We start from the raw sequence: 22,405 nt of genomic DNA, 5'->3' as shown, positions 1-22,405 counted from the left end.
TTCGGCGCCGCCCTTCCTGAACAGCAAAAACCCGGCCTCGCGGCCGGGTTTTTGTTTGCGTGGTTGCCCGTGGCCAGCGGGGCGTTCTCAAGCGGAACATCGTTCCGGCCGGACACCGCGGGACAAGCGCGCGGCGGCTTCCGCAAAGATCGGGGCCAGCCCGGGCGCGGCTTCCATCCGGGTCCTCGGCTTCAGAGCCCGAGCCGCGCCTTCAGCCCCGCCAGCTGATCCTGCACCGGATTGGCCCGCGCCTCGACCGGGGCGGTGCCCGACATCTGATCTTCCAGCCGGCGGATGCGGCCCTGCAGGCGCAGCGAATGCTCCATCAGATCGCGCAGGCTCTGCGGCAACTGGGCAAAAATGCCGGCAGCGGGCGCCGAGATCGGGTCGGCGATCTTGACCTTGTTGTGCTCGGCCCGCGCCTGCTCGGCGGTCATCTCGCCCTCTGCGACGGCGCGCTGCACCAGCAGCCAGGATGCGATCTGCATCAGTCGCGTGGTCAGACGCATGCTCTCGGTGGCATAGGTCAGCGCGACCTCGCGCGGCAGCGCCGCCGATTCCTTGCGCCCGTCGCCGTCGAGATAGGCGGCCGTCTGCTCGACGAGGCCCATCCCCTCGCGGAACAGCGTCATGAAGGCATCCGAGCGCACGAAGCTGCGCGCGAAGGAGATGGCACCATCCTGGACCGGGGCTTCGAGCAGCTGGGCGTCGTTCATGCAGTGTCTCCCATCGGCACAACCGCGTGTTCCTTCGGAACGTGACGCGGACCATGCCACCGACATCGCAAGGATAACGCCGTCCCGCGGTTTCGGCCCCGGTAAGATGTGGTTAACCTTAACGAAGCTAGGACTTGCGGCGGAAGCACTGCGCCTGCTGTCGCGCAGCCGCGCCCGGCGCCCGGGACGAAAGGCGCCGCCCGAGGCGGCTCGGGCCGGAGACAAAAAAAGAGCCGCCAGAGGCGGCTCGTGAAAGTCAAAACAGGGAGGCGTCAAACAGAGATGGCAGGAGCCACTCGATCCAGCGAAACTGGACGAGATGATTCATACTTTGGAATCTTTAATGCCGTCTTAATGCGAGGCGGGCAGAGCCCTCCTTCAGGCCGGCTTGCGGAAAAAAGCATCGGCGGCGAGGCGCGAAGCGCTCTTGCCCGCACGGGCTTCGGTGAGCCGCTCGATCTCCGCCTTCAGCAGCGCGATGCGCGCATCGATCTCCTCCAGCGACAGCGCCGAGAGATCCTGGCCGATCTCATGCACCGCCTTCTTTTTCGGGCTGTCATCCTCCGGGAACAGGGACATGGCCGGCTCCTTTCATCGAAAGCGAGACGCAGGCTAAACGGGACGCCTGCTGGCGCCAAGCTGCGCCGCATCATGCAGGCGCGGGTCGGGCCGGTCCCTCCCCCTCGGACGATGCCCGCTGGCGGCCTTGCTTCGCGGGGTCGGTGAGCCTCCGGCATGGTTCAGCCGCCAATCCGATGGACAGCCCCCTCGCCCTCGCCTATAACGCGCGCCATCCTGCTCATCGTCGATGATTTGGATGGCCGGCCGGGGAGGCCGGTCGGCGCATGAGAGCTTTTGTCCGCGATCTTTAGCCCTGCCGAGCCTTTGACGGCGCCAGGGCCTTTCAGGAGACGCCCGTGTCACAACCCCCGCTGATGCCGAAGGCCACCGCGGTCTGGCTGGTCGAGAATACCTCGCTCACCTTCGAGCAGATCGCCGAGTTCTGCAAACTCCACCCGCTGGAAGTGCGCGGCATCGCCGATGGCGAGGTCGCCGCCGGGATCAAGGGCCTCGACCCGATCACCTCCGGCCAGCTCACCCGCGAGGAGCTGGAGCGCGCCGCCGGCAACCCGAACCACCATCTGCGCCTCGCCGAGCGCAAGGTGAAGGTGCCGGAGATGAAGAAGGCCAAGGGCCCGCGCTACACCCCGGTCTCGAAGCGCCAGGACCGCCCCAACGCCATCCTCTGGCTGCTGCGTAACCATCCTGAATTGAAGGATGCGCAGGTCATCCGCCTGATCGGCACCACCAAGGCGACCATCGCGCAGATCCGCGAGCGGACCCACTGGAACGCCCAGCAGCTCAGCCCGATCGACCCGGTCAGCCTCGGCCTGTGCTCGCAGATCGATCTCGATTTCGAGGTCGGCCGCGCCGCCAAGGATCGCCCGGCTGCCATGGCCGAGGTCGGCTCGACACTGCTGCCGGCCGAGGAGACCACGGCGCCCGTCCGCACCGAGACCCAGCCCTTCGCCGATATGAGCCGGCCGAAGCGCGAGGAGGAAGCTGCCATCGACGTCGATTCGGTCTTCGCCAAGCTGAAGCAGATGAAGCGCCCGGCGGAAGACGACGAAGACGAGGGCTGAGAACCCGCTGGAAGGCCGGCGATCGATCAGATCGCCGGTTCCCCGCGCCGCCGTGGCAGCCGTCAGCTCAGCCAGGTTTCGGGCGCCCGCGCGCCATGAACGACCGCGATCACCGCAATCCCATCGGGTTGCGGTCCGTAGATCATGACATAACGGCCTTCGACATCGCGGCCTCGAGTTCGCGGGTCTCTTCGCGCTGCTCCCAAAGGCGCAGCGCATCGTGAACGACCTCGCTGTTGGAGGCATAGGCCCCGCTTTCGACCGCGCGGCTGAGTCGCGCCGGCTGCTTGGGGGTCAGCGAGATGGTGAGGGGGCGCATCGCATCGGATTTCATGCGCCCAATCTAGCAATCCTCACAAAGTCTCGCATGAACACATAAGGACGGGATCTTCAGCCGATCCCTCTTCCCTTCAGCGCCTCGCCGATCTCGCCCAGAACGCTGGCATCCTCGATCGTCGCCGGCACGGCATAGTCCTGACCGTCGGCGATCTTCTTCATCGTCGCGCGCAGGATCTTGCCGGAGCGGGTCTTCGGCAGGCGCGCCACCGTCAGCGCGAGCTTGAAGGCCGCGACCGGGCCGATGCGTTCGCGCACCAGCGCCACCAGCTCCTTCTCGATCTCGACCGGAGATTGCGTCACGCCCGCCTTCAGCACCACGAAGCCGCAGGGCTGCTCGCCCTTGAGCGCGTCGTGGATGCCGACCACGGCACATTCCGCCACCGCAGGATGCGCCGCCAGCACCTCCTCCATCCCGCCGGTCGAGAGGCGGTGCCCGGCGACGTTGATGATGTCGTCGGTGCGGCCCATGATGAAGACATAGCCGTCCGCGTCGATGAAGCCGGCATCCGAGGTGTTGTAGTAGCCGGGATAGGTCTCGAGATAAGCCTGTCGGAAGCGCCCGTCGTCCTGCCAGAGAGTCGGCAGCGCGCCGGGCGGCAGCGGCAGCTTGATCGCGATGGCGCCCATGGTGCCCGGCGCGACCTGCCGGCCGCCCTCGTCGAGGCACTGCACGTCCCAGCCCGGCAGCGACACGGTCGGCGAGCCGTGCTTGACCGGCAAAATGCCCAGCCCCAGCGGGTTGCCGACGATGGGCGAGCCGCTCTCGGTCTGCCACCAATGGTCGATGACCGGCACCTTCAGCAGATCCTCGGCCCATTTCAGCGTCTCGGGATCGGCCCGCTCCCCGGCGAGGAACAGCGCCCGGAAGCGCGAGAGATCATGTCCCGCGAGATGCTTGCCCTCCGGATCCTCCTTGCGGATGGCGCGGAAGGCGGTCGGGGCCGTGAACAGCACCTTGACGCCATGCTCGGCGATGACCCGCCAGAACGCGCCAGGATCGGGCGTGCCGACCGGCTTGCCCTCATAGAGCACGCTGGTCGCGCCCTGGATCAGCGGCGCATAGACGATATAGCCATGGCCGACGACCCAGCCGACATCCGAGGCGCAGAACATCACCTCGCCCGGCTTCACGTCGAAGAGCTGCTCCATCGTCGCCTTGAGCACGACCATGTGCCCGCCATTGTCGCGCACCACGCCCTTCGGCCGGCCCGTCGTGCCGGAGGTGTAGAGGATGTAGAGCGGGTCCGTGGCCGCGACCTCGACGCATTCCGCCCTGCGCCCAGCCGCCTTGGCCGCGGCCACCAGCATGCGCCAGTTCTTGTCGCGCCCGGCGGTCATCGAGGCTTCCGCCTGCGGCCGCTGCAGCACGACGCAGGCCTGCGGCTTGTGCGCGGCCATTCCGATCGCGCCATCGAGCAGCGGCTTGTATTCGACGATCCGGGAGGGCTCGACGCCGCAGGTCGCGGTCAGGATCACCTTGGGTTGCGCGTCCTCGATACGGGTCGCCAGTTCCTTGGCGGCAAAGCCGCCGAACACCACCGAATGCACGGCGCCGATGCGTGCGCAGGCCAGCATGGCGAAGGCCGCCTCCGGCACCATCGGCATGTAGATCAGCACGCGGTCGCCCTTGGCAACGCCAAGGTCCTGGAGCACGGCGGCGAGCGTCGCCACCTCCTCCAGCATCTGCGCATAGGTATAGCGTGCCTTGGCGCCCGTGACGGGGCTGTCATGGATCAGCGCCGTCTGCTCGCCGCGCCCGTCGCGGACATGGCGGTCCAGCGCATTGAAGCAGGTGTTGCAGCTCGCATCGGGAAACCAGCGGCCATAGATCCCCGCCTGCGCGTCGAAGGCCTTCTGCGGCGGCCTGATCCAGTCGATGCCCTTGGCGATGTCGAGCCAGTAGGCCTCCGGATCGGCCTGCCATCGCGCATAGGTCGCGTGATAGCGCGATCCGCCGCTGCCGGGCGAAGCATGGGGGGCATTCATGGGCTGCGTTCCTCTCCGCTTGTTTTCGTCATAAGCCTCGCTGGCGGGCGACATCGCGAAGCGGAATTGCGCGGAATCTGCGTAAGGCCGCGGCGCCGCGCAAGCGCCGAGCCCCTAAGACTTTCGCCGGAACACCCGCCCAGCATGCTTCTCGACGGCGCCTTCTTCGCGGCCATGGTCCCCGCCGTCATCCTGATGGGGCTGTCGAAGGGCGGCTTCTCGGGCCTCGGCCTGCTCTCCCTGCCGCTGATGGCGCTGGTCGTCTCGCCGGTGACGGCGGCGGCGATCATGCTGCCGCTGCTGATCGCGCAGGATGTGGTGACCGTCTGGTCCTATCGGCGCGAATTCGACCGGCGCAACCTGCTGACGCTGGCCCCCGGCGCGCTGCTCGGCGTCCTCGCCGGCTATCTGCTGGCGGCGAAGGTCTCGGATGCGGCGGTGGGGCTGGCCGTCGGCGCCATCTCGATCGGCTTCGCGCTCCGGCGCCTGCTCTCCGGCGGGCAGGCCGAGCGCCGGGTCCGTCGTCCGAGCTGGAGCGGCGGCAGCCTCTGGGGCTTCATCTGCGGCTTCACCAGCATGATCGCCCATGCCGGCGGCCCGCCCTTCCAGATCTACGTCATGCCGCAGAAGCTGCCTCCGGCCGTCTTCGTCGGCACGGGCGCGATCTTCTTCGCCGCGATCAACTGGGTGAAGGTCCTGCCCTATCTTGCGCTCGGCCAGTTCAGCCCGCAGAACCTGCTGGCTTCGGCCGCCCTCCTGCCGGTCGCGGTCGCGGCGACCTTCGCCGGCGTCTGGCTGGTGCGGCGGGTGCCCGCAGAGCGCTTCTACGGCATCATCTACTGGCTGCTGCTGCTGGTCGGCGCCAGGCTGATCTGGGACGGCATGCGGCACCTGCCCATCTTCGGCTGAAAGCACCCGGGCAATTGTGCTGTATCGGAAAAAGGGATGGATTACGCAGGGGCGCGTCAGCCGCTAAGGCTGTGCGGCTTCCGTAGAGGTTTTCCGATGACCCGCTCGCCCTACGATACCGATCTCGACCGCAATCCGGCCAACCATCAGCCGCTGACGCCCCTGCCCTTCCTGGAGCGCGCCGCGGCGATCTTCCCGGAGCGCACCGCGATCATCCACGGGCCGCTGCGGCGCTCCTATGCCGAGTTCTATGCGCGCTCGCGCCGCCTGGCCTCCGCTTTGACGCGGCACGGCATCGGCAAGAACGACACCGTCGCGGTCATGCTGCCGAACACGCCGGCGATGCTCGAATGCCATTACGGCGTGCCGATGGCCGGCGCCGTGCTCAACACCCTGAATACGCGACTCGACGCGGCGATCATCGCCTTCTCTCTCGACCATGGCGAAGCCAAGGTCATCATCACCGACCGGGAATTCTCGAAGACGATCAAGGAGGCGCTCACGCTCTGCAAGGCGAGGCCGCTGGTGATCGACTATGACGACCCCGTCCATGACGGGCCGGGAGAGCGGCTGGGCACGATCGATTACGAGGAGTTCGTCGCCTCGGGCGATCCGGACTTCGCCTGGCGCATGCCGGACGACGAGTGGGACGCGATCGCGCTGAACTACACCTCCGGCACGACAGGCGATCCCAAGGGCGTGGTCTATCACCACCGCGGCGCCAATCTGCTTGCGACCTCGAACGTCATCACCGGAAACCTCGGCCGCCATCCGGTCTATCTGTGGACGCTGCCGATGTTCCACTGCAATGGCTGGTGTTTCCCATGGACGATCTCGATCGTCGCCGGCACCCATGTCTGCCTGCGCCAGGTCCGCGCCAAGGCGATGTACGACGCGCTGGCCGACCATGGCGTCACCCATCTGTGCGGCGCGCCCATCGTCATGTCGACGCTGCTCAACGCGCCCGAGGCCGAACGCCGAGACTTCCCGCAGACGGTCTCCTTCTTCACCGCCGCCGCCCCGCCGCCAGAGGCGGTGCTCGCGGGGATGAAGCAGGCCGGCTTCGAGGTGACGCATCTTTACGGCCTGACGGAATGCTATGGCCCCTCCGTCGTCAACGAGTGGAACGACGACTGGGACGCGCTGGCGCCGGCCGAGCAGGCCGCGCGCAAGGCGCGTCAGGGCGTGAGATACCCGGCGCTCGAGGATCTCGACGTGCTCGACCCCGACACGCTGCAGCCGGTCCCGCGCGACGGGGCGACGCTGGGCGAGGTGATGATGCGCGGCAATGTCGTGATGAAGGGCTATCTGAAGAACCCGAAATCCACTCAAGCCGCTTTCGCAGGCGGCTGGTTTCATACCGGCGATCTCGGGGTGCGCTATCCGGACGGCTACATCCAGCTCAAGGACCGCTCGAAGGACATCATCATCTCCGGCGGCGAGAACATCTCCTCGATCGAGGTCGAGGACGCGCTCTACAAGCACCCCGCCGTGCAGGCGGCGGCCGTGGTGGCACGGCCGGACGAGAAATGGGGCGAGACGCCCTGCGCCTTCATCGAGCTCAAGCCCGGCAAGGCAGCGACGGAGGCGGACATCATGGCCTGGTGCAAGGAGCACCTTGCCTCGTTCAAATGCCCCCGGACCATCGTTTTCGCCGAGGTGCCGAAGACCTCGACCGGCAAGATCCAGAAATTCAGGCTGCGCGAGATGGCCAAGGCGCTCTGACCGCGCACGTCATGCTGCGCTCGATCCGAGCGTCGATCCTGGGTTGCCGGACAGAAGTGTTCGGGCGAAGTTCCGCTTCGCCCGAAAATGACGCTTTGAAAGCCGCTATGAGCGGGCGAGACGGCCGTCCGGCGTATAGCGATCGACGGCATCCGGCAGGACGGTCGACAGCCGGTCGAGCAAGTCCTGGCGGGAGAGCCCGGTGTGCTGAGCCAGCCTGTCCAGCATCTCGGGTCCCAGTGCCTGTTCCAGATCGCCGGGTGCCAATTGCTGGTTCGGCCCCTGGTTGACCCAGGAATTGGCCTTGTCGCCCTGCCCCGCCTGGTTGAAGCGGTCGACCAGCTCGCCGATGCCGTTGTTCAGCATCGCGCCGATGCCGCCGGCACCGAGCAGGCCGCCGAGCCCTCCCGGCATCCCGCCGGCCTGCTCCGGCTCGACGCCGGGCTGACCGACGGGCGGCACGGAGCCCTGCTGAGCCGCGCCCCGGCTGTTGAGCCAATCGGCGATCTTGTCGCGATTCTGGTAGCCGGCGACGGCCAGCAGGCCGAGCAGCGCCGTCAGCGACGGGAAGCCGCGATTGTTGTCGCTCATGATCGTTCTCCGTGGGTCAGACCAGCTGACATCAGGCGCGCCGGCCGGCGACCGCACCCCAGATGACGAGCACGATGATCGCGCCGACGACGGCCCCGATCAGGCCCGCGCCCTCGCCGGGCGCATACCAGCCCATGCGCTGCCCGAGCCAGGTCGCGACGAAGGCGCCGATGATGCCGAGGATGGTCGTCAGGATGAAGCCCGACGGCTCGTTGGAACCCGGCGTGATGAACTTCGCGATCAAGCCCGCGACAAAGCCGATGATGATGGTCCAGATGATGCCCATAGCTATCCCTCCAGCGGTAAGAGCGCGGATCAAACCCGCCGGCCCGGCGCAAAGTTCCAGCAGCGGCACCTTCTTCGGAGCCCGACATGAAAAAGGCCGGCCCCGAAGGACCGGCCTGATCCGCATCTGTTGTTCTCCGGGGCAGGTTACGCGCCCCTCGCCGAAGCGCTTCAGTGAAGCGTTCGCTCCGGCATGGTCAGTCTCACACGCTCGATCTCGTCCTTGAGTTGCAACTTCTTCCGCTTGAGCTCGGCGACGTCGAGATCGTCGGCGGACGGGCTTCCCGCGGCTTTTGCGATGGCGTCCTCGAGTTGGCGGTGCTTGCGCTCGAGTTCGGCAAGGCGGGTCTGCAACGACATCTGGATCCTCCTGATGAGCTGTTGACGTGGACCAATCTGACAGAAAGCCGGCTTCACGTCTGCCCTGCGTCGTCACACGGCATTCATGAGATTCTGTGATCCTCACCGGCTCCTTTCCCCGAAGCCGTGAATAGACGGCTTTCGGGCTTCGGCGCGGCGGTGCACGCTCTTGCGATGCGCATCGCCGCGAAGGCATAGTCGCGACCAACTGCGGCGATGATGAGATGGGCCATGGGATTCGAACTGAGCCCGGAAGAGGTCGAGACCTTCACCGCCGAGCTGGCCCGCCTGCGCGAGGAGCACCGCGATCTCGACAGCGCGATCGATGCGCTGGAGCGCGTCGGGTCGATCAACCAGGTCCAGGTCCAGCGCCTGAAGAAGCGCAAGCTCTACCTGAAGGACCGCATCTCGCAGATCGAGGATGCGCTGACGCCGGACATCATTGCCTGAAAGACGAACGGCAACGGCGCGCTTTTGGCCGATTCGCCCTTGCTTATCGGCGCTGGCACGGTCTAGATCGCGCGCTTTCCGAGGCGGAGCGCACGCGTAATCCATGGCCGAGACCAAGCCACCCGTCGCCATCATCATGGGCAGCCAGTCCGACTGGGCGACGATGCGTCATGCCGCGGAGGCGCTGGACGCCCTCGCCATTCCCTATGACGCCCGCATCGTCTCGGCTCACCGCACGCCGGACCGGCTCTTCGCCTTCGCCAAGGGTGCGAAGGCCGAGGGCTTCAAGGTCGTGATCGCAGGCGCCGGCGGCGCCGCCCATCTGCCTGGCATGACCGCTGCGCTGACGTCGCTGCCGGTCTTCGGCGTGCCGGTCGAATCCAAGGCGCTCTCCGGCCAGGACAGCCTGCTCTCCATCGTGCAGATGCCGGCCGGCATCCCGGTCGGCACGCTGGCGATCGGCCGCGCGGGGGCCGTCAACGCCGCCCTGCTCGCCGCCGCGGTGCTGGCTTTGTCGGACGAGGCGCTTGCCGGCCGCCTCGACGCCTACCGGGCCCGCCAGAGCGCCGGCATCGCCGAGCGGCCGAACCGGGACGACGCATGAGCGCACCTGTCCCCACCGGTCTCGCGCCCGGCGCCGTTCTCGGCATCCTGGGCGGCGGACAGCTCGCCCGCATGATGGTGCTGGCCGCAGCCGACCTTGGCGTGCGTTGCCACGTCCTCGCGCCGGAGGGCGACAACCCGGCCTTCGATGTCGCCGCCCGGCACACCGTGGCTGAATACGAGGACGAGGCGGCGCTGGCGCAGTTCGCAGACGGCGTCGACGTGGTCACCTACGAATTCGAGAATGTCCCGGCATCGACCGCCGCCTTTCTCGGCGCGCGCACACCGCTGCATCCCGGGGCCCGCGCACTGGCCGTGACCCAGGACCGGCTCAGCGAGAAGAGCTTCGTCTCCGGCCTCGGCCTCGAGGTCGCACCCTTCCGCGCCGTCGATTCGCTGGGCGATCTGGAAGCGGCGGCGGCCGAGATCGGCCGCCCCGCCATCCTGAAGACCCGCCGCTTCGGCTATGACGGCAAGGGGCAGGTCAAGATCGCGCCGGGTACCGACCTCGCCGAGGCCTATGAGGCGATCGGCCGCTTCCCGGCCATCCTGGAAGGCTTCGTGCCCTTCATCCGCGAGGTCTCGGTCGTGGCTGCCCGCGGGCTCGATGGCGCCTTCGCCGCCTTCGACGTCTGCGAGAACGAGCACCGCGACCACATCCTCGCCTTCACCCGCATTCCGGCGGCGCTCGGCGTCGAGGCCTCGCAGGCCGCAATCGAGGCCGCGCGCCGCATCGGCGAGGCACTGGGCTATGTCGGCGTCTTCGCCGTCGAGCTGTTCGTGCTGGAGGAAGCGGGGGCCGAGCGCATCGTCGTCAACGAGATCGCCCCGCGCGTCCATAATTCCGGCCACTGGACCAGCGAGGGTGCCGACACCTCGCAGTTCCACCAGCATGTCCGCGCCGTCTGCGGCTTTCCGCTTGGCTCCGCCGCCCGCCACGGCCGCGTCGAGATGGAGAACCTGATCGGCGAGGCCGCCCTGCGCTGGCGGGCGATTCTCGCCGAGCCCGGCGCGCATCTGCACCTCTACGGCAAGCGCGATGCCCGGCCCGGCCGCAAGATGGGCCACGTCACCCGCGTCTGGCCCGAACGGGCCTGACGCACGCTCCTCGGGAAAAGCAGGCAGGCCCTGCATTTTCGCGCTGACGCAGCGTGGACAGGCATGCGGAATTCTGTTATCCGCACGCACCTTCGAGCGATGCGCGTCGCGTATCGCCGGCCCGACTTTTTTGGATCAACCGCTCACTAACGGACGTTTCACGTGCAGGTTCTCGTTCGCGACAACAATGTCGATCAGGCTCTCCGCGCCCTCAAGAAGAAGATGCAGCGCGAAGGCATTTTCCGCGAGATGAAGCTCCGCGGCCATTACGAGAAGCCCTCCGAGAAGAAGGCCCGCGAGTCGGCCGAGGCCGTTCGCCGCGCCCGCAAGTTGCAGCGCAAGAAGCTCCAGCGCGAAGGCCTGCTGCCCGCGCCGGTGAAGCCGAAGCGCCCCTGATCCGTTTCGGGCGGCAAATGCCGCCTGGGAAGGGCCGATAGCGAAGGCGCCTGGGGTCAGCTCCGGGCGCTCTTGCTTTTCAGGGATGTTAACCAAGTTTTGGCGGGTTTCCGGCGTTTCTCCGGTGAGACGCTGTTCGGTTGGGGAATCGCGGTCATGTGCGGCAGGGCTCAGCCCTGCGCGGCCCGTATCGCGACAGGCACGACAGAAACCAAAGGACTTGAGCATGATCCGTGGCAGTACCTGGTTGGCCGTATCCGGCGTGGCGCTGATGCTGGCGGGCTGCGAATCCGTCTCCGGCCTTTCGTCGCAGGCCAATGTCGCGGTGCTCGACACCAGCGCGGCAGCCGACGCCAGCGTCAATATCGGCTCGCTGAGCGAGGTCATCAGCCGCAACCCGAACGATGCCGGCGCCTACAACACCCGCGGCGCGGCCTATGCCCGCATCGGTCGCTTCTCGGACGCGATCTCCGACTTCAGCAAGGCCGTCCAGATCGACCCGAACCTCGCTTCGGCCTACACCAATCGCGGCCTCGCCCTGCGGCAGACCGGCAAGAATGACGCGGCCAACGCGGATTTCGGCCGCGCCATCACAGCCAACCCGAATTACGCGCCGGCCTATATCGCCCGCGCCAACCTGCTGCGCCAGCAGAACAACCTGCCCGGCGCCCTGGCCGACCTCAACACCGCGATCCGCCTCAACCCGGAATCGGCCGAGGCCTTCCATTCGCGCGGCCTCGTCTACCAGAAGCAGGGCCAGAACCAGCAGGCGGTCACCGATTTCGATTCGGTCATCGACCGCAACCCCTATACCGCCCCGCCCTATATCGCCCGCGGCCAGAGCCTGAACGCGCTCGGCAAGTACGATTCGGCGCTGGAGGACTTCACCGCCGCGCTGAACGTCGACAACCGCAGCGCGGAGGCCTGGGCCGGCCGCGGCTTCGCCCAGGAGAAGCTCGGCCAGAAATCGGAGGCCCAGCAGGCCTATCAGCGCGCCATCGGCCTCGACGGCAACAACGCCGAGGCCCGCGCCGGTCTCTCGCGCCTCGGCGGGGGTGGCGGCAGCGGCGGCGGTCTGTTCAGGCTGTAACAGCCTGCTGCTCGCCGGCGCTGATGTCATCGACACGGTCATCCGGGGCTTGCCCCGGGATCTCTCGGAGGCGCCGACACTCGACGATGGAGTCCGGGTTTCCGCTTTGCTGCGTCGGGGATGACGGCGCAGTGCCACCGACCGCAAGCCGGATGAAGCGCCCAAACGAAAAGGCCGGCTCACGCCGGCCTTTTGCATGTCCGTCGCGTGGCGCGGGCGCTCAGTGCGCCATCGCCTTGACGATCTCGTCGGTGACCTTCTTGGCGTCGCCGAACAGCATCATCGTGTTGGGGCGGAAGAACAGCTCGTTCTCGACGCCGGCATAGCCGGCGGCCATGCCGCGCTTGATGAAGAGCACGGTCTTGGCCTTCTCGACGTCCAGGATCGGCATGCCGTAGATCGGCGAGGACTTGTCGGTCTTGGCGGCCGGATTGGTGACGTCGTTGGCGCCGATGACGAAGGCGACGTCGGCCTGGCCGAATTCCGAGTTGATGTCCTCGAGCTCGAAGACCTCGTCATAGGGCACGTTGGCCTCCGCCAGCAGCACGTTCATGTGCCCGGGCATGCGGCCCGCCACCGGGTGGATGGCGTATTTGACCTCGACGCCTTCCTTCTTGAGGAGGTCGGCCATCTCGCGCAGCGTGTGCTGGGCCTGCGCCACCGCCATGCCGTAGCCCGGCACGATGATGACCTTGCCGGCGTTCTTCATGATGTAGGCCGCATCGTCCGGCGAGCCCTGCTTGACCGGCCGCGCCTCGACCGCGCCGGCCGGGCCGGCCGCCGCATCATCCCCGCCGAAGCCGCCGAGGATGACGGAGATGAAGCTCCGGTTCATCGCCTTGCACATGATGTAGGACAGGATCGCGCCCGAGGAGCCCACCAGCGCACCGGTGATGATCAGCGCCATGTTGCCGAGCGTGAAGCCGATGCCGGCGGCGGCCCAGCCGGAATAGGAGTTCAGCATCGAGACGACGACAGGCATGTCCGCGCCGCCGATCGGGATGATCAGCAGCACGCCGAGCGCGAAGGAGACCAGCACGATCAGCCAGAAGACGACATGGCTCTCGCTCTTCAGGAAGATCGCCAGCAGCACGACGAGCGCGATGCCGAGCCCGATATTGATGCCATGGCGCTGCGGCAGCATGATCGGCTTGCCGCTCATGCGTCCGTCGAGCTTGAGGAAGGCGATGATCGAGCCGGTGAAGGTGATCGCGCCGATGGCGACGCCCAGCCCCATCTCGAACAGGCTGGAGCCGTGGATGGTGCCGACATGGCCGATGCCGAAGGCCTCCGGCGCATAGAGCGCCGCGGCCGCCACCAGCACCGCCGCCAGGCCCACCAGCGAGTGGAAGAAGGCGACGAGCTGCGGCATCTGCGTCATCTGCACGCGCTTGGCCATGACGGCGCCGATGCCGCCGCCCATCGCGATGCCGAGGATGACCAGCAGCCAGCCGGAGAAGCCGGAGGGCGGGAAGAACACCACCGTGGTCACGATGGCGATCGCCATGCCGATCATGCCGTAGCGGTTGCCCTGCCGCGACGTGGTCGGATGCGAGAGGCCCCGCAGGGCCATGATGAACAGGACGCCCGAGACGACGTACAGCAGGGCTGACAGGTTCGCGGCCATGCGCTCAGCCCTTCTTCTTGTACATCGCGAGCATGCGCTCTGTGACGAGGAAGCCGCCGAAGATGTTCACCGAGGCGAGCACGAGCGCGACGAAGCCGAAGACCTTGGCCCAGATCGGCCCGTCGCCGAGCGCCGGCAGCGCTTCGACGCCGACGGCCAGCAGCGCGCCGACGACGATGACCGAGGAGATCGCGTTGGTGACCGACATCAGCGGCGTGTGCAGCGCCGGCGTCACCGACCAGACGACGTAATAGCCGACGAAGACGGCCAGCACGAAGATGGCGAGGCGGTAGATCGTCGGGTCGATGCCGCCGGTGGCGAGGCTGGCAGCCGCGGCGGCCTGGTCGGCATAGCGCTCGGCGAGCTCGGCCGCCTGCCGGGCGAGGGCCGCGGCGTTGCGGGCCTGGTCGAGAGCCTGTTCGGGAGAGGGAGTTGCCATGGTGGGAATTCCTTCGCTCAGGCCTTGGCTGCGAAATTCGGGTGGATGACGGCGCCGTCCCTGGTCAGGGCGGTGGCTTTCACCAGCTCGTCGTCCCAATTCACCGCGAGCTTCTTCTCGGCCTTGTCGATCAGCGTCTCGACGAAGGCGTAGAGATTCTTCGCGTAGAGTGAGGACGCGGTCGCAGGCAGCCGGCCGGGCACGTTGAGATGGCCGACGATCTTGACGCCGTTCTCCGTGGTCACGACCTCGCCAGGCTTGGCGAGCTCGCAATTGCCGCCGCGCTCCACCGCAAGATCGACGATGACGGAGCCGGGCTTCATGCTCTCCACCATCGCGGCGGTGATCAGCTTCGGCGCGGGGCGGCCGGGGATCAGCGCGGTGGTGATGACGATGTCCTGCTTGGCGATGTGGCTGGCGGTCAGCTCCGCCTGCTTCGCCTGGTACTCCTTGGACATCTCCTTGGCGTAGCCGCCGGCCGTCTGCGCCTGCTTGAACTCCTCGTCCTCGACGGCGAGAAACTTGGCGCCGAGCGATTCGACCTGTTCCTTGGTGGCGGGCCGCACGTCGGTCGCGGTCACGATGGCGCCCATGCGCCGCGCGGTGGCGATCGCCTGCAGGCCGGCGACGCCGACGCCCATGATGAAGATCTTGGCCGCGGGCACCGTGCCGGCGGCGGTCATCATCATCGGCAGTGCCCGGCCATATTCGGCGGCTCCGTCGACCACGGCGCGGTAGCCGGCGAGGTTGGCCTGGGACGACAACACGTCCATCACCTGCGCACGGGTGATGCGCGGCATGAACTCCATCGCGAAGGCGGCGACGTTCGCCTTCGCCAACGCCTCGACCTGCGCCTCGTTGCCGTAAGGGTCCATCGTCGCGATGACGAGCGCGCCTGCAGGCAGGCCGGCGATCTCGGCCTCGGAAGGACGACGCACCTTCAGCACGATGTCCGCCCCGGCCAGCGCCGCCGCAGCATTCGCGGCGACGGTCGCGCCGGCGGCCTCATACTCGGCATCGAGGATGCCGGAGGCTTTGCCCGCCCCCGTCTCGACCGAGACTTCGGCGCCGAGCGCCTTGAACTTGCGGACGGTTTCCGGCGTGGCGGCGACGCGGGTCTCCGCCCCTTGCGTTTCGGCTGGAACAGCAATGCGCATGGCGGGGTGAAGCCTTTCCGGCGTTATGGGAGGCGGATCAGTAAAGGAGCAGCGCGAGCAGCATCAGCACCAGCGCGACCAGCGGCGCGCGCCAGGCGATGCTCTTCGCAGCGATGCCGACGCCCGTGCCGATGACCGCGAGCAATGTCCCGATCAGAGCCGTGCCCCAGGCATGCTTGGTGCCGCCGACGGCGAGCGCAGCGACGATCGCCAGGCAAGCCACGGTGCCGACCTCGGACATATGCACGAAGCCGGTATAGGTGCGCTCGTGCTCGGGGTAGTCCATGGCTGGCGTGTCGGCGTGGTGGGCGTGGTCGGCCATGATCTCGATCCTGAAAAAAGACACAGTCTCTCACGCGTGTAGCGCACCGGAGACCTTCGAGCAACGCGTCTGAGGCGCACCTCGGCCATCCCCGCAGCCCTTTCGCGGGGGCCTTTCCTAACGGGCCGGGCAAGAAATTTCAATCGATTAAAATCGCGGTGAAATTTCACCGCTGGAAGTTTCGAGCATGCCTGCAGCGCTTCCTGCGTCTCGTAGCCGGGGCCATTGCGATTGAGTCGCCTTCTGGCATCATCCGGCCCGTGAGGCAGCCGGAGGCCGTTCGTGGACGATACACGCGAAGGCGATCCCCGATTTTCGCTTCCGCCGGAGCTGAGGGACCGCGCCCGGCGCTGGTTTGCGGAGGCGCGCGAGCAGACGCGGAAGGACGGCGAAGGGGTTGCCGGCCGGCGCCACGACAGCCGCCCGGCGGGCGACGGCGGAGGCGGCGGGAGCGCCAGCAGCATCGGCTGCGGCGGAGATGGCGGCGGCGGAGATGGCGGCGACTGAGCCGCCCTAACCCTTGCCCTGCAGTCCGACCTGCAGCAGTGCTTCCCCCTGCCGCCGGGCCACCTGCTCGACCGAGAAGCCCTCGATCTCCGCCTCGAACAGCCTGTGGAAGTTCAGTTCGGCGTCGAGATGAAGGAAGACGCCGCCGAGGCCGATCGCGGCGCGGTCCATGAAGACGAATTCGCGCGGCACCTTGACCGGCCCGCGCGCCTTCAGGGCCTGATGCACCTGGAAGGCCTGCTTGCGGCCGTATTCGGCCGGGCTGACGCCCTCGGCGATGCGCCGGACGCGGTCCTCCAGCAGCGGCCCGTAGATGAAGCGCGCCCAGATGTTCAGCGTGTCGACGAGCTCCTTGCTCAGCCCCTTGAAGCCCCAGGTCTCGTAGGCGTGGACGACACGCGCATCGTCGCCCGTCTGCAAGCCGCGATAGAGATCGACGACACCGCCGACGAAGCTCGGCGGAAAGATGCGGATGCAGCCATAATCCAGCAGGTTGATGCCCTGCGCCTCGCCTCCATCGGAGAAGACGGTGTAGTTTCCCAGATGCGGATCGCCATGGATCACGCCGTGATGGCTGAACGGGCGCCACCACGCCTTGAACATCGCGGTCGAAATGCGGTCCCGCACCGCTTGCCCGTCCTGCTTGTGCGAGAGGATCGGCGTGCCTTCCAGCCAGTGCATGCTGAGCAGCCGCTTGGTCGACAGCGCGTCCTCGACCGCCGGCACGCGCACTTCCGGCGTCTGGCCGAGCATGATCCGGTAGAGCGCGGCATGCTGGGCCTCGCGGCGGTAGTCCAGTTCCTCGCGCACCCGCGCGCCGATCTCCTGCACGATCTCGCTGGTGTCGATCACCGCGCCCATGCGCCGGTGCAGCGAGAACAGCACGTCGAGCTGGGAGAGGTCGGCCTCGACCGCCGATTCCATGTCCGGATATTGCAGCTTGCAGGCGAGCGGCGCGCCCTCCAGCGTCGTGGCGCGATGGACCTGGCCGAGCGAGGCCGCAGCCGCGGGCCTGAGGTCGAATTCGCCGAAGCGCTCGCGCCAGCCGGCGCCGAGTTCGGCCATCATCCGGCGCTTGACGAAGGCCGCGCCCATCGGCGGCGCCTGCGACTGGAGCTTCTGCAGCTCGGCGGCGTATTCCGGCGGTACCACGTCGGGAATCGTGGCGACGAGCTGCGCCACCTTCATGATCGGGCCCTTCAGCCCGCCGAGAGCCTTGGCCAGCGCCTCCGCATTGGAAGCGTCGCGGCCCTCCATGCCGAACAGCCGCGCCCCCGCCATGCGGGCGGCGACACCACCGACATTGGCACCGACCCGCGCATAGCGCGCCGCGCGGGCGGAGAATCGGTTGGCTTCGCTGTCATTGTCGGACATGGGCGGAGTCTCGCTGTTGCTGCACCGTGATGTAGGCAGCCGCCCCGGCCACGCCAATGCGTCATCTGGCCCGCATGCGCCTCAGGCCGAGCCGGCCTCCTGCCCCGCCAGCAGGCAGATGCGCCGCGCCACCTCATAGGAAGCCTCGAAGGCCGGCACGGGCAGGAACTCGAAGCGGGAGTGGAAGTTCAGCCCGCCGGTGAAGAAGTTCGGCGTCGGCAGCCCTCGCGCCGAGAGAGCCGCCCCATCCGTGCCGCCGCGCATCGGGATGACCTTCGGCGCGATCTGCAGCTCGCTCAGCGCCGTCATCAGCAGATCGACCGAACGGCGGTCGCCGCCCAGGCTGTCGCTGATGTTGCCGTAGGTGTCGGTGACGGTCCAGCTCACCTTGCCGGTGGGGTAGCGCCGCGCGATCTCCTCCCCGATTTCGCCGATGCTGCGCTTGCGTGCCTCGAAGGAGCCGCGGTCGAAATCCCGGATATTCGCCGTCAGCACGGCTTGCGAGGCATTGGCGTTCATCCCGGTGAACCAGACATAGCCCTCGCGCCCTGCCGTGTTCTCCGGCGTCTGCGCCCGGTCGAAGGCGGCGATGAAGTCCTGCGCCATCAGCAGCGGGTTCACCAGCACGCCCTTGGCCGACATCGGATGGGCGGTGACGCCGGTGAAGACGACCTCGGCGCCGGCGGCGTTGAAATTCTCGTAGACCACCTCACCCAGCTCGCAACTGTCGATGGTATAGGCGAAATCGCAGGGAAAACGCGCGAGATCGAGCGCCTTCGCGCCACGCAGGCCGATTTCCTCGTCGGGGACGAAGGCGATATGGATGTCGCCATGCCCGTCCTCGGGCGCCAGCCGCGACAGCAGCGTCATCACGATCGCGACCGCAGCCTTGTTGTCGGCTCCGAGCACGCTGGTCCCGTCGCTGAAGACAATGTCGTGCCCCTTCCATGGCGCGATTTCCGGATGCTCGGCGACACGCAGCCAGATGTCCTTTTCCGCATTGAGGCAAAGGTCCTCGCCGGCGAATCGCAGCAATTGGGCCTTCACCACCGGGGACAGCCCGACATCGACCGTATCGAGATGCGCGATGAAGCCGATGCGCGGGGCGCCGGGCCTCGTGCCGCGCTTCAGCGCCGTCACCGTGGCATGATCGTCGACGACGACATCCTCCAGCCCGAGCGCGCGCAGCTCATCGGCCAGCAGGTTTGCCAGCACCTGCTGGCCCGGCGTGCTCGGAAGCGTCGTCGCCGTCGCATCGCTCTGGCTCTCGACCGCCACATAGCGGAAGAAGCGGTCCAGCAGATCGTCCCGAAGGGTCATCGTCTCTCGCTCTTTTCCATCGTTGCAAGCGCGGCCCGCACCTCGGCCGCACTCGCGGGTTGACCGCCGGCCGCCTCGACCAAACGGACCGTGTCGGCGATGAGCGCCGCGTTGCTCTTTTCGCAGCCGAAGGGCGCATCCTCCAGCCCGCCGCGAACATGGACGCCACGCGCCACCGCAGGTCCGATGAGATCCCGCAGATCGACGCCAAGCCCCGCGATCATCACCGGCGCCTCGGCGGCATCCTCGGCAAGCAGCCTGAGATGCGCCTCCAGCGCCCATTCACGTGGCGGAAAGCCCCAGGCGAAAGCATCGGAGAACATCAGCCGGTAAATCGCCTGAGGCATGGCCGGATAGGCCTTTGCCAGCGCCGCACCGAGCCGCGTGAAGCCCGGCTCGTAGATCGCGTAGCTCGGATGGACCTTGTGGCGCTGCGCGACCTCCATGCCCTCGCGGATATGCTCGCCTGGATTCTGGTAGATGAAGCCGGGCTCGCCGTCCGGAATACCGCCGAAGGTCGTCCAGTTGCAGGAGCCGGGATCGAGCACGCCCCATTCGGCAAGGCCGCGCTTGGCCAGCTTCTCCAGATGCGTATAGCGGCCGGAGCCGACGATGTCGCCCGCATAGCCGGAACCGAGGATCGGGATGGTCGGGTAGACGATCGCGTCGACCTTGGCGCGGATCCCCTCGATCGCCTGGGCGTAAAGCTCCCAGTCGTCTCGCTGCCGGCCGGTTTCGACGTCGTAGACGTGGAGATGAACGATCGCCGCCCCGGCCTCGACCGCCGCGATCCCGTCGGCGACGATCTCCGGAATCGTGATCGGAATGCCCGGCTGGCGTTCCTTGCCCCACGCGCCGTTGATCGCCGCCTCGACCCAGATCCGTTTGCTCATCGCATAAATCCTTTGCGCGCCCGCCGATGGTATCGAGCGTGGCCGATTCAGTCGCTTTGCGGAGACGCTGGACACGCGTCGGAGGCGGTCAGAGCGCCTCCAGCACGAGCTCGAACGTCATCAGAACCGGGTTGTCGCCGCGCAGGAGCCGGCCGCTCGCCAGCCCGCCGCGATAATCCACCAGGGCGACGTCGACCGCGGCCCGCAATCCGTCTTCGCCATCCGCGATTCGTCCCTCGGTGATCGCCACCTCGGTCGCGAAGTTGTCCACGGGCCTGCCTCCCTCGAACCGCGCGCCGATGGTCGAGCCGACGCCGCCGTGGATCACCGCCTCGCGGATGCCCTGCTCGGCACAGAAGGCCTCGAGTGCCCCGCAGAAATCGACGTTGGGCTTGACCCGCAAGGCGAAGAACCGCCCGTTGCGCGTCGCCTCCAGGAAGGGCGCGGGCTTCGGCCCGAACAGCTTGAAGTTGGTCTCGCCGTCCGCCTCGGCCATGAAGGCCGCACCGTCGAGCCCGACAGCCGGCAGCGTGATCGTCTCCGCCACGACCGTCTCGTCCGGCAGGATATGGCCGCCATTGCGCTTGCCGGATGCTTCCGCCCAGAGCGCATGGGCATGGAAGAAGGGCCCGCCGTCACGCTGGCCGAACGTCATCGCACCAGCCTCGACGCGCGCGATGCCGCCCGGCCGGAACGTGTCGCTGTAGAAGGCCGCGTGCTCGGGCGTCTTGGACAGGGCCGGCATCACATAGGCGAAGGGCGAGAGCGCGAGCCCCTCGAGCTTCGCCACGCCCGAGACGAAGCCGGCCGCCGCGAAGCTGCGCCGCACCGCCTCCAGCAGCGGCAACCCGGCCTCCAGCGTCATCGGAAAGGCGAGGCCGTGGCACTCCGCCCACTGGATGCGCGCGGGCGTGCCGGCGCCCGGCTGCTCGATGCGCCTCACGATGCCGTCCCCGCCATCCGCGCGAGTTCGCCCCGCGCTTCGAGCTCGTCCTTGACCATGCGCTTGGGCACCTTGCCATAGCCCGATTTCGGCAGCGCCTCCCAGAACAGGATGCGTTTGGGCATCTTGTAGCGGGCGATCTTGGGCGCCAGGAACTCCGCGATCTCCGCCTCGCTCGCCCCCTGCCCGGGCCTGTGGACGCAGACGGCAATGCCGATCTCGCCCCAGACGGGATCGGGCACGCCCACCACCGCGACCTCCGCGATGGCCGGATGGGTCAGGATCTTCTCCTCGATCTCGCGCGGATAGATGTTCGAGCCGCCGGAGATGTACATGTCCGAGGCACGGCCGGTGATGTAGACGAAGCCCTGCTCGTCCATATGGCCGAGATCGCCGGTGCGGAACCAGCCGTTCCGGAACGACTTCGCATTGGCTTCCGGGTTGTCGTAATAGCCGGCGAAGACGGCGGGGCCGATCACGCAGATCTCGCCCTGGACGTTCGCCTCGACCTCCTGGCCGTTTTCGTCCTGGATCTGCACCTGCATCCCGGTGCGCTCGAAGCCACAGGTCCCGATCCGGGCATGGGGCCCGTCTTCCGGCTCGTGCAGCGCCGGCGGCAGCACGGTGATGTTGCCGGTGACCTCCCCCAGGCCGAAATACTGCACGATCACCTTGCCGAGCTTCTTCAGCGCCGCCTTCTGGTCCTCGCGATACATCGGCGCGCCCGCATAGATGATGTGGCGCAGGCTCGAATGGTCATGGGCGTCGGCAGCCGGATGCTCGACCAGCATTTTCAGGATGGTCGGCACCGTGAAGATGTTGGTGATCCGGTGCTTTTCGATCAGCCGGTAGGCCTCGTCGATGTCGAAGCGCTCGGTCGGCAGCAGGATCGAGGTCGCGCCGCGCGCCGACATCACCAGCTGATGCACGCCCGCCCCATGCGAGAGCGGCGCCACCACCAGCGAAGCGTCCTTTTCCGTCGAGCCGGGCAGAAGGTCGCAGAGATGGTTGGTGATGACGAAGCCCATCTGGCCATGGGTCAGCACGGCGGCCTTCGAGCGCCCGGTCGTGCCGGAGGTGAAGAAGAACCAGCATGGGTCGTCATGCTCGACGGCGACGTTCTCGACCGTCTCGCCGCCATGGCGGGCGATCACGGCCCCGACCTCGTCCTCGCCGAAGCCGCCCTCGCCGATGCGCCAGATGAAATCCGGGGCCGGCGCGGCGGCCTGCACCGCAGCGGCATGCTCGGGGAAATCGCCATGGCAGAGGAAGCCCTTCGCTCCCGAAGCCGTCGCGAGATAGGCGACTTCGTCCGGCAGCAGGCGGAAGTTCGTCGGCACCCAGACGGCGCCGAGCCGGAAGGTCGCGAACATGGAGACGAACATCGCGTCGCAGTTCTTGGAATGGACGAGCAGCCGGTCGCCCTTGCCGATGCCCCGCGCGCGCAGGCCCGCCGCCAGCGCCGAAACCCGGGCATCGAGCTCGGCCCAGTCGAGCGTCGTCTCGCCCCAGATGAAGGCCGGATGGCCGGGCAGGCGCCGGGCGTTCTGGCTGGCGACATGGCCGAGATTCATCACCCGCCGCGACATCGGCACGACACCGCCGACCGGCGCCCGTTCAGCGCTCACCATC

25 protein-coding genes are annotated in these 22,405 nt (G+C 67.6%); 9 read left to right on the top strand and 16 right to left on the bottom strand.

Translation table 11 applies throughout. The features are described from left to right. Nucleotides 1-191: 191 nt before the first annotated feature. On the bottom strand, nt 192-716 hold the full coding sequence (locus tag BW981_RS10380) for a protease adaptor protein RcdA (protein ID WP_076438787.1): 525 nt from the start codon (nt 714-716) through the stop codon (nt 192-194). A 378-nt stretch (nt 717-1,094) separates the two neighbouring features. Continuing rightward, complete coding sequence (locus tag BW981_RS10375; RefSeq protein WP_076438785.1) at nt 1,095-1,295, bottom strand: DUF1192 domain-containing protein; 201 nt, start codon at nt 1,293-1,295, stop codon at nt 1,095-1,097. A gap of 338 nt (nt 1,296-1,633) precedes the next feature. On the opposite strand from BW981_RS10375, the gene BW981_RS10370 reads away from it, so the two are divergent. Continuing rightward, complete coding sequence (locus tag BW981_RS10370; RefSeq protein WP_076438783.1) at nt 1,634-2,359, top strand: DUF1013 domain-containing protein; 726 nt, start codon at nt 1,634-1,636, stop codon at nt 2,357-2,359. Nucleotides 2,360-2,501: 142 nt separating this feature from the next. Here BW981_RS10370 and BW981_RS10365 read toward each other — a convergent pair whose 3' ends face one another. Further along, nucleotides 2,502-2,693 carry a ribbon-helix-helix domain-containing protein gene (locus BW981_RS10365; protein ID WP_083712279.1) on the bottom strand — a complete coding sequence of 64 codons (192 nt, stop codon included), beginning with the start codon at nt 2,691-2,693 and terminating at the stop codon, nt 2,502-2,504. Between the two features lie 56 nt (nt 2,694-2,749). Next, entirely contained in the window at nt 2,750-4,684 is a 1,935-nt protein-coding gene (locus BW981_RS10360) for a propionyl-CoA synthetase (protein WP_076438781.1), read from the bottom strand. Nucleotides 4,685-4,828: 144 nt separating this feature from the next. Between BW981_RS10360 and BW981_RS10355 the strand changes: the two genes are divergently transcribed. Next, a complete protein-coding gene (locus BW981_RS10355; protein ID WP_076438779.1) occupies nt 4,829-5,593 on the top strand; it encodes a sulfite exporter TauE/SafE family protein in 765 nt (254 codons plus the stop codon). A gap of 96 nt (nt 5,594-5,689) precedes the next feature. Then, the gene (locus tag BW981_RS10350) at nt 5,690-7,318 is read left to right on the top strand and encodes an acyl-CoA synthetase (protein WP_076438777.1); all 1,629 of its coding nucleotides are present in this window, start codon (nt 5,690-5,692) and stop codon (nt 7,316-7,318) included. Between the two features lie 105 nt (nt 7,319-7,423). Here BW981_RS10350 and BW981_RS10345 read toward each other — a convergent pair whose 3' ends face one another. From BW981_RS10345 to BW981_RS10335, 3 genes are all read right to left on the bottom strand, one after another. After that, on the bottom strand, nt 7,424-7,909 hold the full coding sequence (locus BW981_RS10345) for a YidB family protein (protein ID WP_076438774.1): 486 nt from the start codon (nt 7,907-7,909) through the stop codon (nt 7,424-7,426). A gap of 31 nt (nt 7,910-7,940) precedes the next feature. After that, on the bottom strand, nt 7,941-8,195 hold the full coding sequence (locus BW981_RS10340; RefSeq protein WP_076438772.1) for a GlsB/YeaQ/YmgE family stress response membrane protein: 255 nt from the start codon (nt 8,193-8,195) through the stop codon (nt 7,941-7,943). Nucleotides 8,196-8,365: 170 nt separating this feature from the next. Beyond that, complete coding sequence (locus tag BW981_RS10335) at nt 8,366-8,554, bottom strand: YdcH family protein (protein WP_076438770.1); 189 nt, start codon at nt 8,552-8,554, stop codon at nt 8,366-8,368. 231 nt (nt 8,555-8,785) lie between these two features. Between BW981_RS10335 and BW981_RS10330 the strand changes: the two genes are divergently transcribed. The 5 genes from BW981_RS10330 (at nt 8,786) to BW981_RS10310 (ending at nt 12,191) form a co-directional block, all read left to right on the top strand. Then, the gene (locus tag BW981_RS10330; RefSeq protein WP_076438768.1) at nt 8,786-9,004 is read left to right on the top strand and encodes a YdcH family protein; all 219 of its coding nucleotides are present in this window, start codon (nt 8,786-8,788) and stop codon (nt 9,002-9,004) included. 103 nt (nt 9,005-9,107) lie between these two features. After that, nucleotides 9,108-9,608 (top strand): 5-(carboxyamino)imidazole ribonucleotide mutase, encoded by a 501-nt coding sequence (gene purE / locus BW981_RS10325; protein WP_076438765.1) that lies wholly within the window; start codon nt 9,108-9,110, stop codon nt 9,606-9,608. Beyond that, nucleotides 9,605-10,705: a 5-(carboxyamino)imidazole ribonucleotide synthase gene (locus tag BW981_RS10320; protein ID WP_076438763.1), complete on the top strand. Its 1,101-nt coding sequence runs from the start codon at nt 9,605-9,607 to the stop codon at nt 10,703-10,705. The genes purE and BW981_RS10320 overlap by 4 nt, the downstream gene beginning before the upstream one ends. 162 nt (nt 10,706-10,867) lie before the next feature. Then, nucleotides 10,868-11,101 (top strand): 30S ribosomal protein S21, encoded by a 234-nt coding sequence (gene rpsU, locus BW981_RS10315; RefSeq protein ID WP_076438761.1) that lies wholly within the window; start codon nt 10,868-10,870, stop codon nt 11,099-11,101. A gap of 226 nt (nt 11,102-11,327) precedes the next feature. Further along, complete coding sequence (locus BW981_RS10310; protein WP_076438758.1) at nt 11,328-12,191, top strand: tetratricopeptide repeat protein; 864 nt, start codon at nt 11,328-11,330, stop codon at nt 12,189-12,191. Between the two features lie 220 nt (nt 12,192-12,411). Here BW981_RS10310 and BW981_RS10305 read toward each other — a convergent pair whose 3' ends face one another. The 4 genes from BW981_RS10305 to BW981_RS10290 are packed head-to-tail and all read right to left on the bottom strand — an operon-like array spanning nt 12,412 to nt 15,736. Continuing rightward, a complete protein-coding gene (locus BW981_RS10305; RefSeq protein ID WP_076438756.1) occupies nt 12,412-13,818 on the bottom strand; it encodes an NAD(P)(+) transhydrogenase (Re/Si-specific) subunit beta in 1,407 nt (468 codons plus the stop codon). Nucleotides 13,819-13,822: 4 nt separating this feature from the next. Beyond that, nucleotides 13,823-14,257 carry an NAD(P) transhydrogenase subunit alpha part 2 gene (locus tag BW981_RS10300; RefSeq protein WP_076438754.1) on the bottom strand — a complete coding sequence of 145 codons (435 nt, stop codon included), beginning with the start codon at nt 14,255-14,257 and terminating at the stop codon, nt 13,823-13,825. A 17-nt stretch (nt 14,258-14,274) separates the two neighbouring features. Next, nucleotides 14,275-15,414 (bottom strand): Re/Si-specific NAD(P)(+) transhydrogenase subunit alpha, encoded by a 1,140-nt coding sequence (locus BW981_RS10295; protein ID WP_076438752.1) that lies wholly within the window; start codon nt 15,412-15,414, stop codon nt 14,275-14,277. A 37-nt stretch (nt 15,415-15,451) separates the two neighbouring features. Next, nucleotides 15,452-15,736: an aa3-type cytochrome c oxidase subunit IV gene (locus BW981_RS10290; protein ID WP_076438750.1), complete on the bottom strand. Its 285-nt coding sequence runs from the start codon at nt 15,734-15,736 to the stop codon at nt 15,452-15,454. 282 nt (nt 15,737-16,018) lie between these two features. Here BW981_RS10290 and BW981_RS10285 point away from each other — a divergent pair, with 282 nt between their 5' ends. After that, complete coding sequence (locus tag BW981_RS10285; protein WP_076438748.1) at nt 16,019-16,243, top strand: hypothetical protein; 225 nt, start codon at nt 16,019-16,021, stop codon at nt 16,241-16,243. A gap of 6 nt (nt 16,244-16,249) precedes the next feature. On the opposite strand, the gene BW981_RS10280 is transcribed toward BW981_RS10285, so the two are convergent. The 5 genes from BW981_RS10280 to BW981_RS10260 form a co-directional block, all read right to left on the bottom strand. Next, nucleotides 16,250-17,617: an ABC1 kinase family protein gene (locus BW981_RS10280; protein ID WP_076438746.1), complete on the bottom strand. Its 1,368-nt coding sequence runs from the start codon at nt 17,615-17,617 to the stop codon at nt 16,250-16,252. Between the two features lie 81 nt (nt 17,618-17,698). Beyond that, nucleotides 17,699-18,937, bottom strand: a complete 1,239-nt coding sequence (gene pepT, locus BW981_RS10275; protein ID WP_076438744.1) for a peptidase T — start codon at nt 18,935-18,937, stop codon at nt 17,699-17,701. Continuing rightward, entirely contained in the window at nt 18,934-19,830 is an 897-nt protein-coding gene (locus tag BW981_RS10270) for a beta-keto acid cleavage family enzyme (RefSeq protein ID WP_076438742.1), read from the bottom strand. The genes pepT and BW981_RS10270 overlap by 4 nt, the downstream gene beginning before the upstream one ends. A gap of 88 nt (nt 19,831-19,918) precedes the next feature. Next, nucleotides 19,919-20,773 (bottom strand): PCC domain-containing protein, encoded by an 855-nt coding sequence (locus tag BW981_RS10265; RefSeq protein ID WP_076438740.1) that lies wholly within the window; start codon nt 20,771-20,773, stop codon nt 19,919-19,921. Beyond that, on the bottom strand, nt 20,770-22,404 hold the full coding sequence (locus BW981_RS10260) for an acyl-CoA synthetase (protein ID WP_076438738.1): 1,635 nt from the start codon (nt 22,402-22,404) through the stop codon (nt 20,770-20,772). Before BW981_RS10260 ends, BW981_RS10265 begins: the two co-directional genes overlap by 4 nt. Between the last annotated feature and the right edge of the window lies 1 nt (nt 22,405).

Source organism: Allobosea sp. TND4EK4 (genome assembly GCF_900156025.1).
Classification (GTDB): domain Bacteria; phylum Pseudomonadota; class Alphaproteobacteria; order Rhizobiales; family Beijerinckiaceae; genus Allobosea.
The sequence above is the reverse complement of the archived record's forward strand: the minus strand, read 5'-3'. Positions and strand labels throughout refer to the sequence as shown.

What these genes read in the sequence shown, in the direction of transcription:
- BW981_RS10310 (WP_076438758.1), top strand. Translation starts at nt 11,328, where the DNA reads ATGATCCGTGGCAGTACCTGGTTGGCCGTATCCGGCGTGGCGCTGATG.
- BW981_RS10290 (WP_076438750.1), bottom strand. Translation starts at nt 15,736, where the DNA reads ATGGCCGACCACGCCCACCACGCCGACACGCCAGCCATGGACTACCCC.
- BW981_RS10380 (WP_076438787.1), bottom strand. Translation starts at nt 716, where the DNA reads ATGAACGACGCCCAGCTGCTCGAAGCCCCGGTCCAGGATGGTGCCATC.
- BW981_RS10345 (WP_076438774.1), bottom strand. Translation starts at nt 7,909, where the DNA reads ATGAGCGACAACAATCGCGGCTTCCCGTCGCTGACGGCGCTGCTCGGC.
- BW981_RS10300 (WP_076438754.1), bottom strand. Translation starts at nt 14,257, where the DNA reads ATGGCAACTCCCTCTCCCGAACAGGCTCTCGACCAGGCCCGCAACGCC.
- BW981_RS10355 (WP_076438779.1), top strand. Translation starts at nt 4,829, where the DNA reads ATGCTTCTCGACGGCGCCTTCTTCGCGGCCATGGTCCCCGCCGTCATC.
- BW981_RS10295 (WP_076438752.1), bottom strand. Translation starts at nt 15,414, where the DNA reads ATGCGCATTGCTGTTCCAGCCGAAACGCAAGGGGCGGAGACCCGCGTC.
- BW981_RS10340 (WP_076438772.1), bottom strand. Translation starts at nt 8,195, where the DNA reads ATGGGCATCATCTGGACCATCATCATCGGCTTTGTCGCGGGCTTGATC.
- BW981_RS10330 (WP_076438768.1), top strand. Translation starts at nt 8,786, where the DNA reads ATGGGATTCGAACTGAGCCCGGAAGAGGTCGAGACCTTCACCGCCGAG.
- BW981_RS10280 (WP_076438746.1), bottom strand. Translation starts at nt 17,617, where the DNA reads ATGTCCGACAATGACAGCGAAGCCAACCGATTCTCCGCCCGCGCGGCG.
- BW981_RS10305 (WP_076438756.1), bottom strand. Translation starts at nt 13,818, where the DNA reads ATGGCCGCGAACCTGTCAGCCCTGCTGTACGTCGTCTCGGGCGTCCTG.
- BW981_RS10365 (WP_083712279.1), bottom strand. Translation starts at nt 2,693, where the DNA reads ATGAAATCCGATGCGATGCGCCCCCTCACCATCTCGCTGACCCCCAAG.
- BW981_RS10360 (WP_076438781.1), bottom strand. Translation starts at nt 4,684, where the DNA reads ATGAATGCCCCCCATGCTTCGCCCGGCAGCGGCGGATCGCGCTATCAC.
- BW981_RS10375 (WP_076438785.1), bottom strand. Translation starts at nt 1,295, where the DNA reads ATGTCCCTGTTCCCGGAGGATGACAGCCCGAAAAAGAAGGCGGTGCAT.
- BW981_RS10335 (WP_076438770.1), bottom strand. Translation starts at nt 8,554, where the DNA reads ATGTCGTTGCAGACCCGCCTTGCCGAACTCGAGCGCAAGCACCGCCAA.
- BW981_RS10260 (WP_076438738.1), bottom strand. Translation starts at nt 22,404, where the DNA reads ATGGTGAGCGCTGAACGGGCGCCGGTCGGCGGTGTCGTGCCGATGTCG.
- BW981_RS10320 (WP_076438763.1), top strand. Translation starts at nt 9,605, where the DNA reads ATGAGCGCACCTGTCCCCACCGGTCTCGCGCCCGGCGCCGTTCTCGGC.
- pepT (WP_076438744.1), bottom strand. Translation starts at nt 18,937, where the DNA reads ATGACCCTTCGGGACGATCTGCTGGACCGCTTCTTCCGCTATGTGGCG.
- BW981_RS10270 (WP_076438742.1), bottom strand. Translation starts at nt 19,830, where the DNA reads ATGAGCAAACGGATCTGGGTCGAGGCGGCGATCAACGGCGCGTGGGGC.
- purE (WP_076438765.1), top strand. Translation starts at nt 9,108, where the DNA reads ATGGCCGAGACCAAGCCACCCGTCGCCATCATCATGGGCAGCCAGTCC.
- BW981_RS10350 (WP_076438777.1), top strand. Translation starts at nt 5,690, where the DNA reads ATGACCCGCTCGCCCTACGATACCGATCTCGACCGCAATCCGGCCAAC.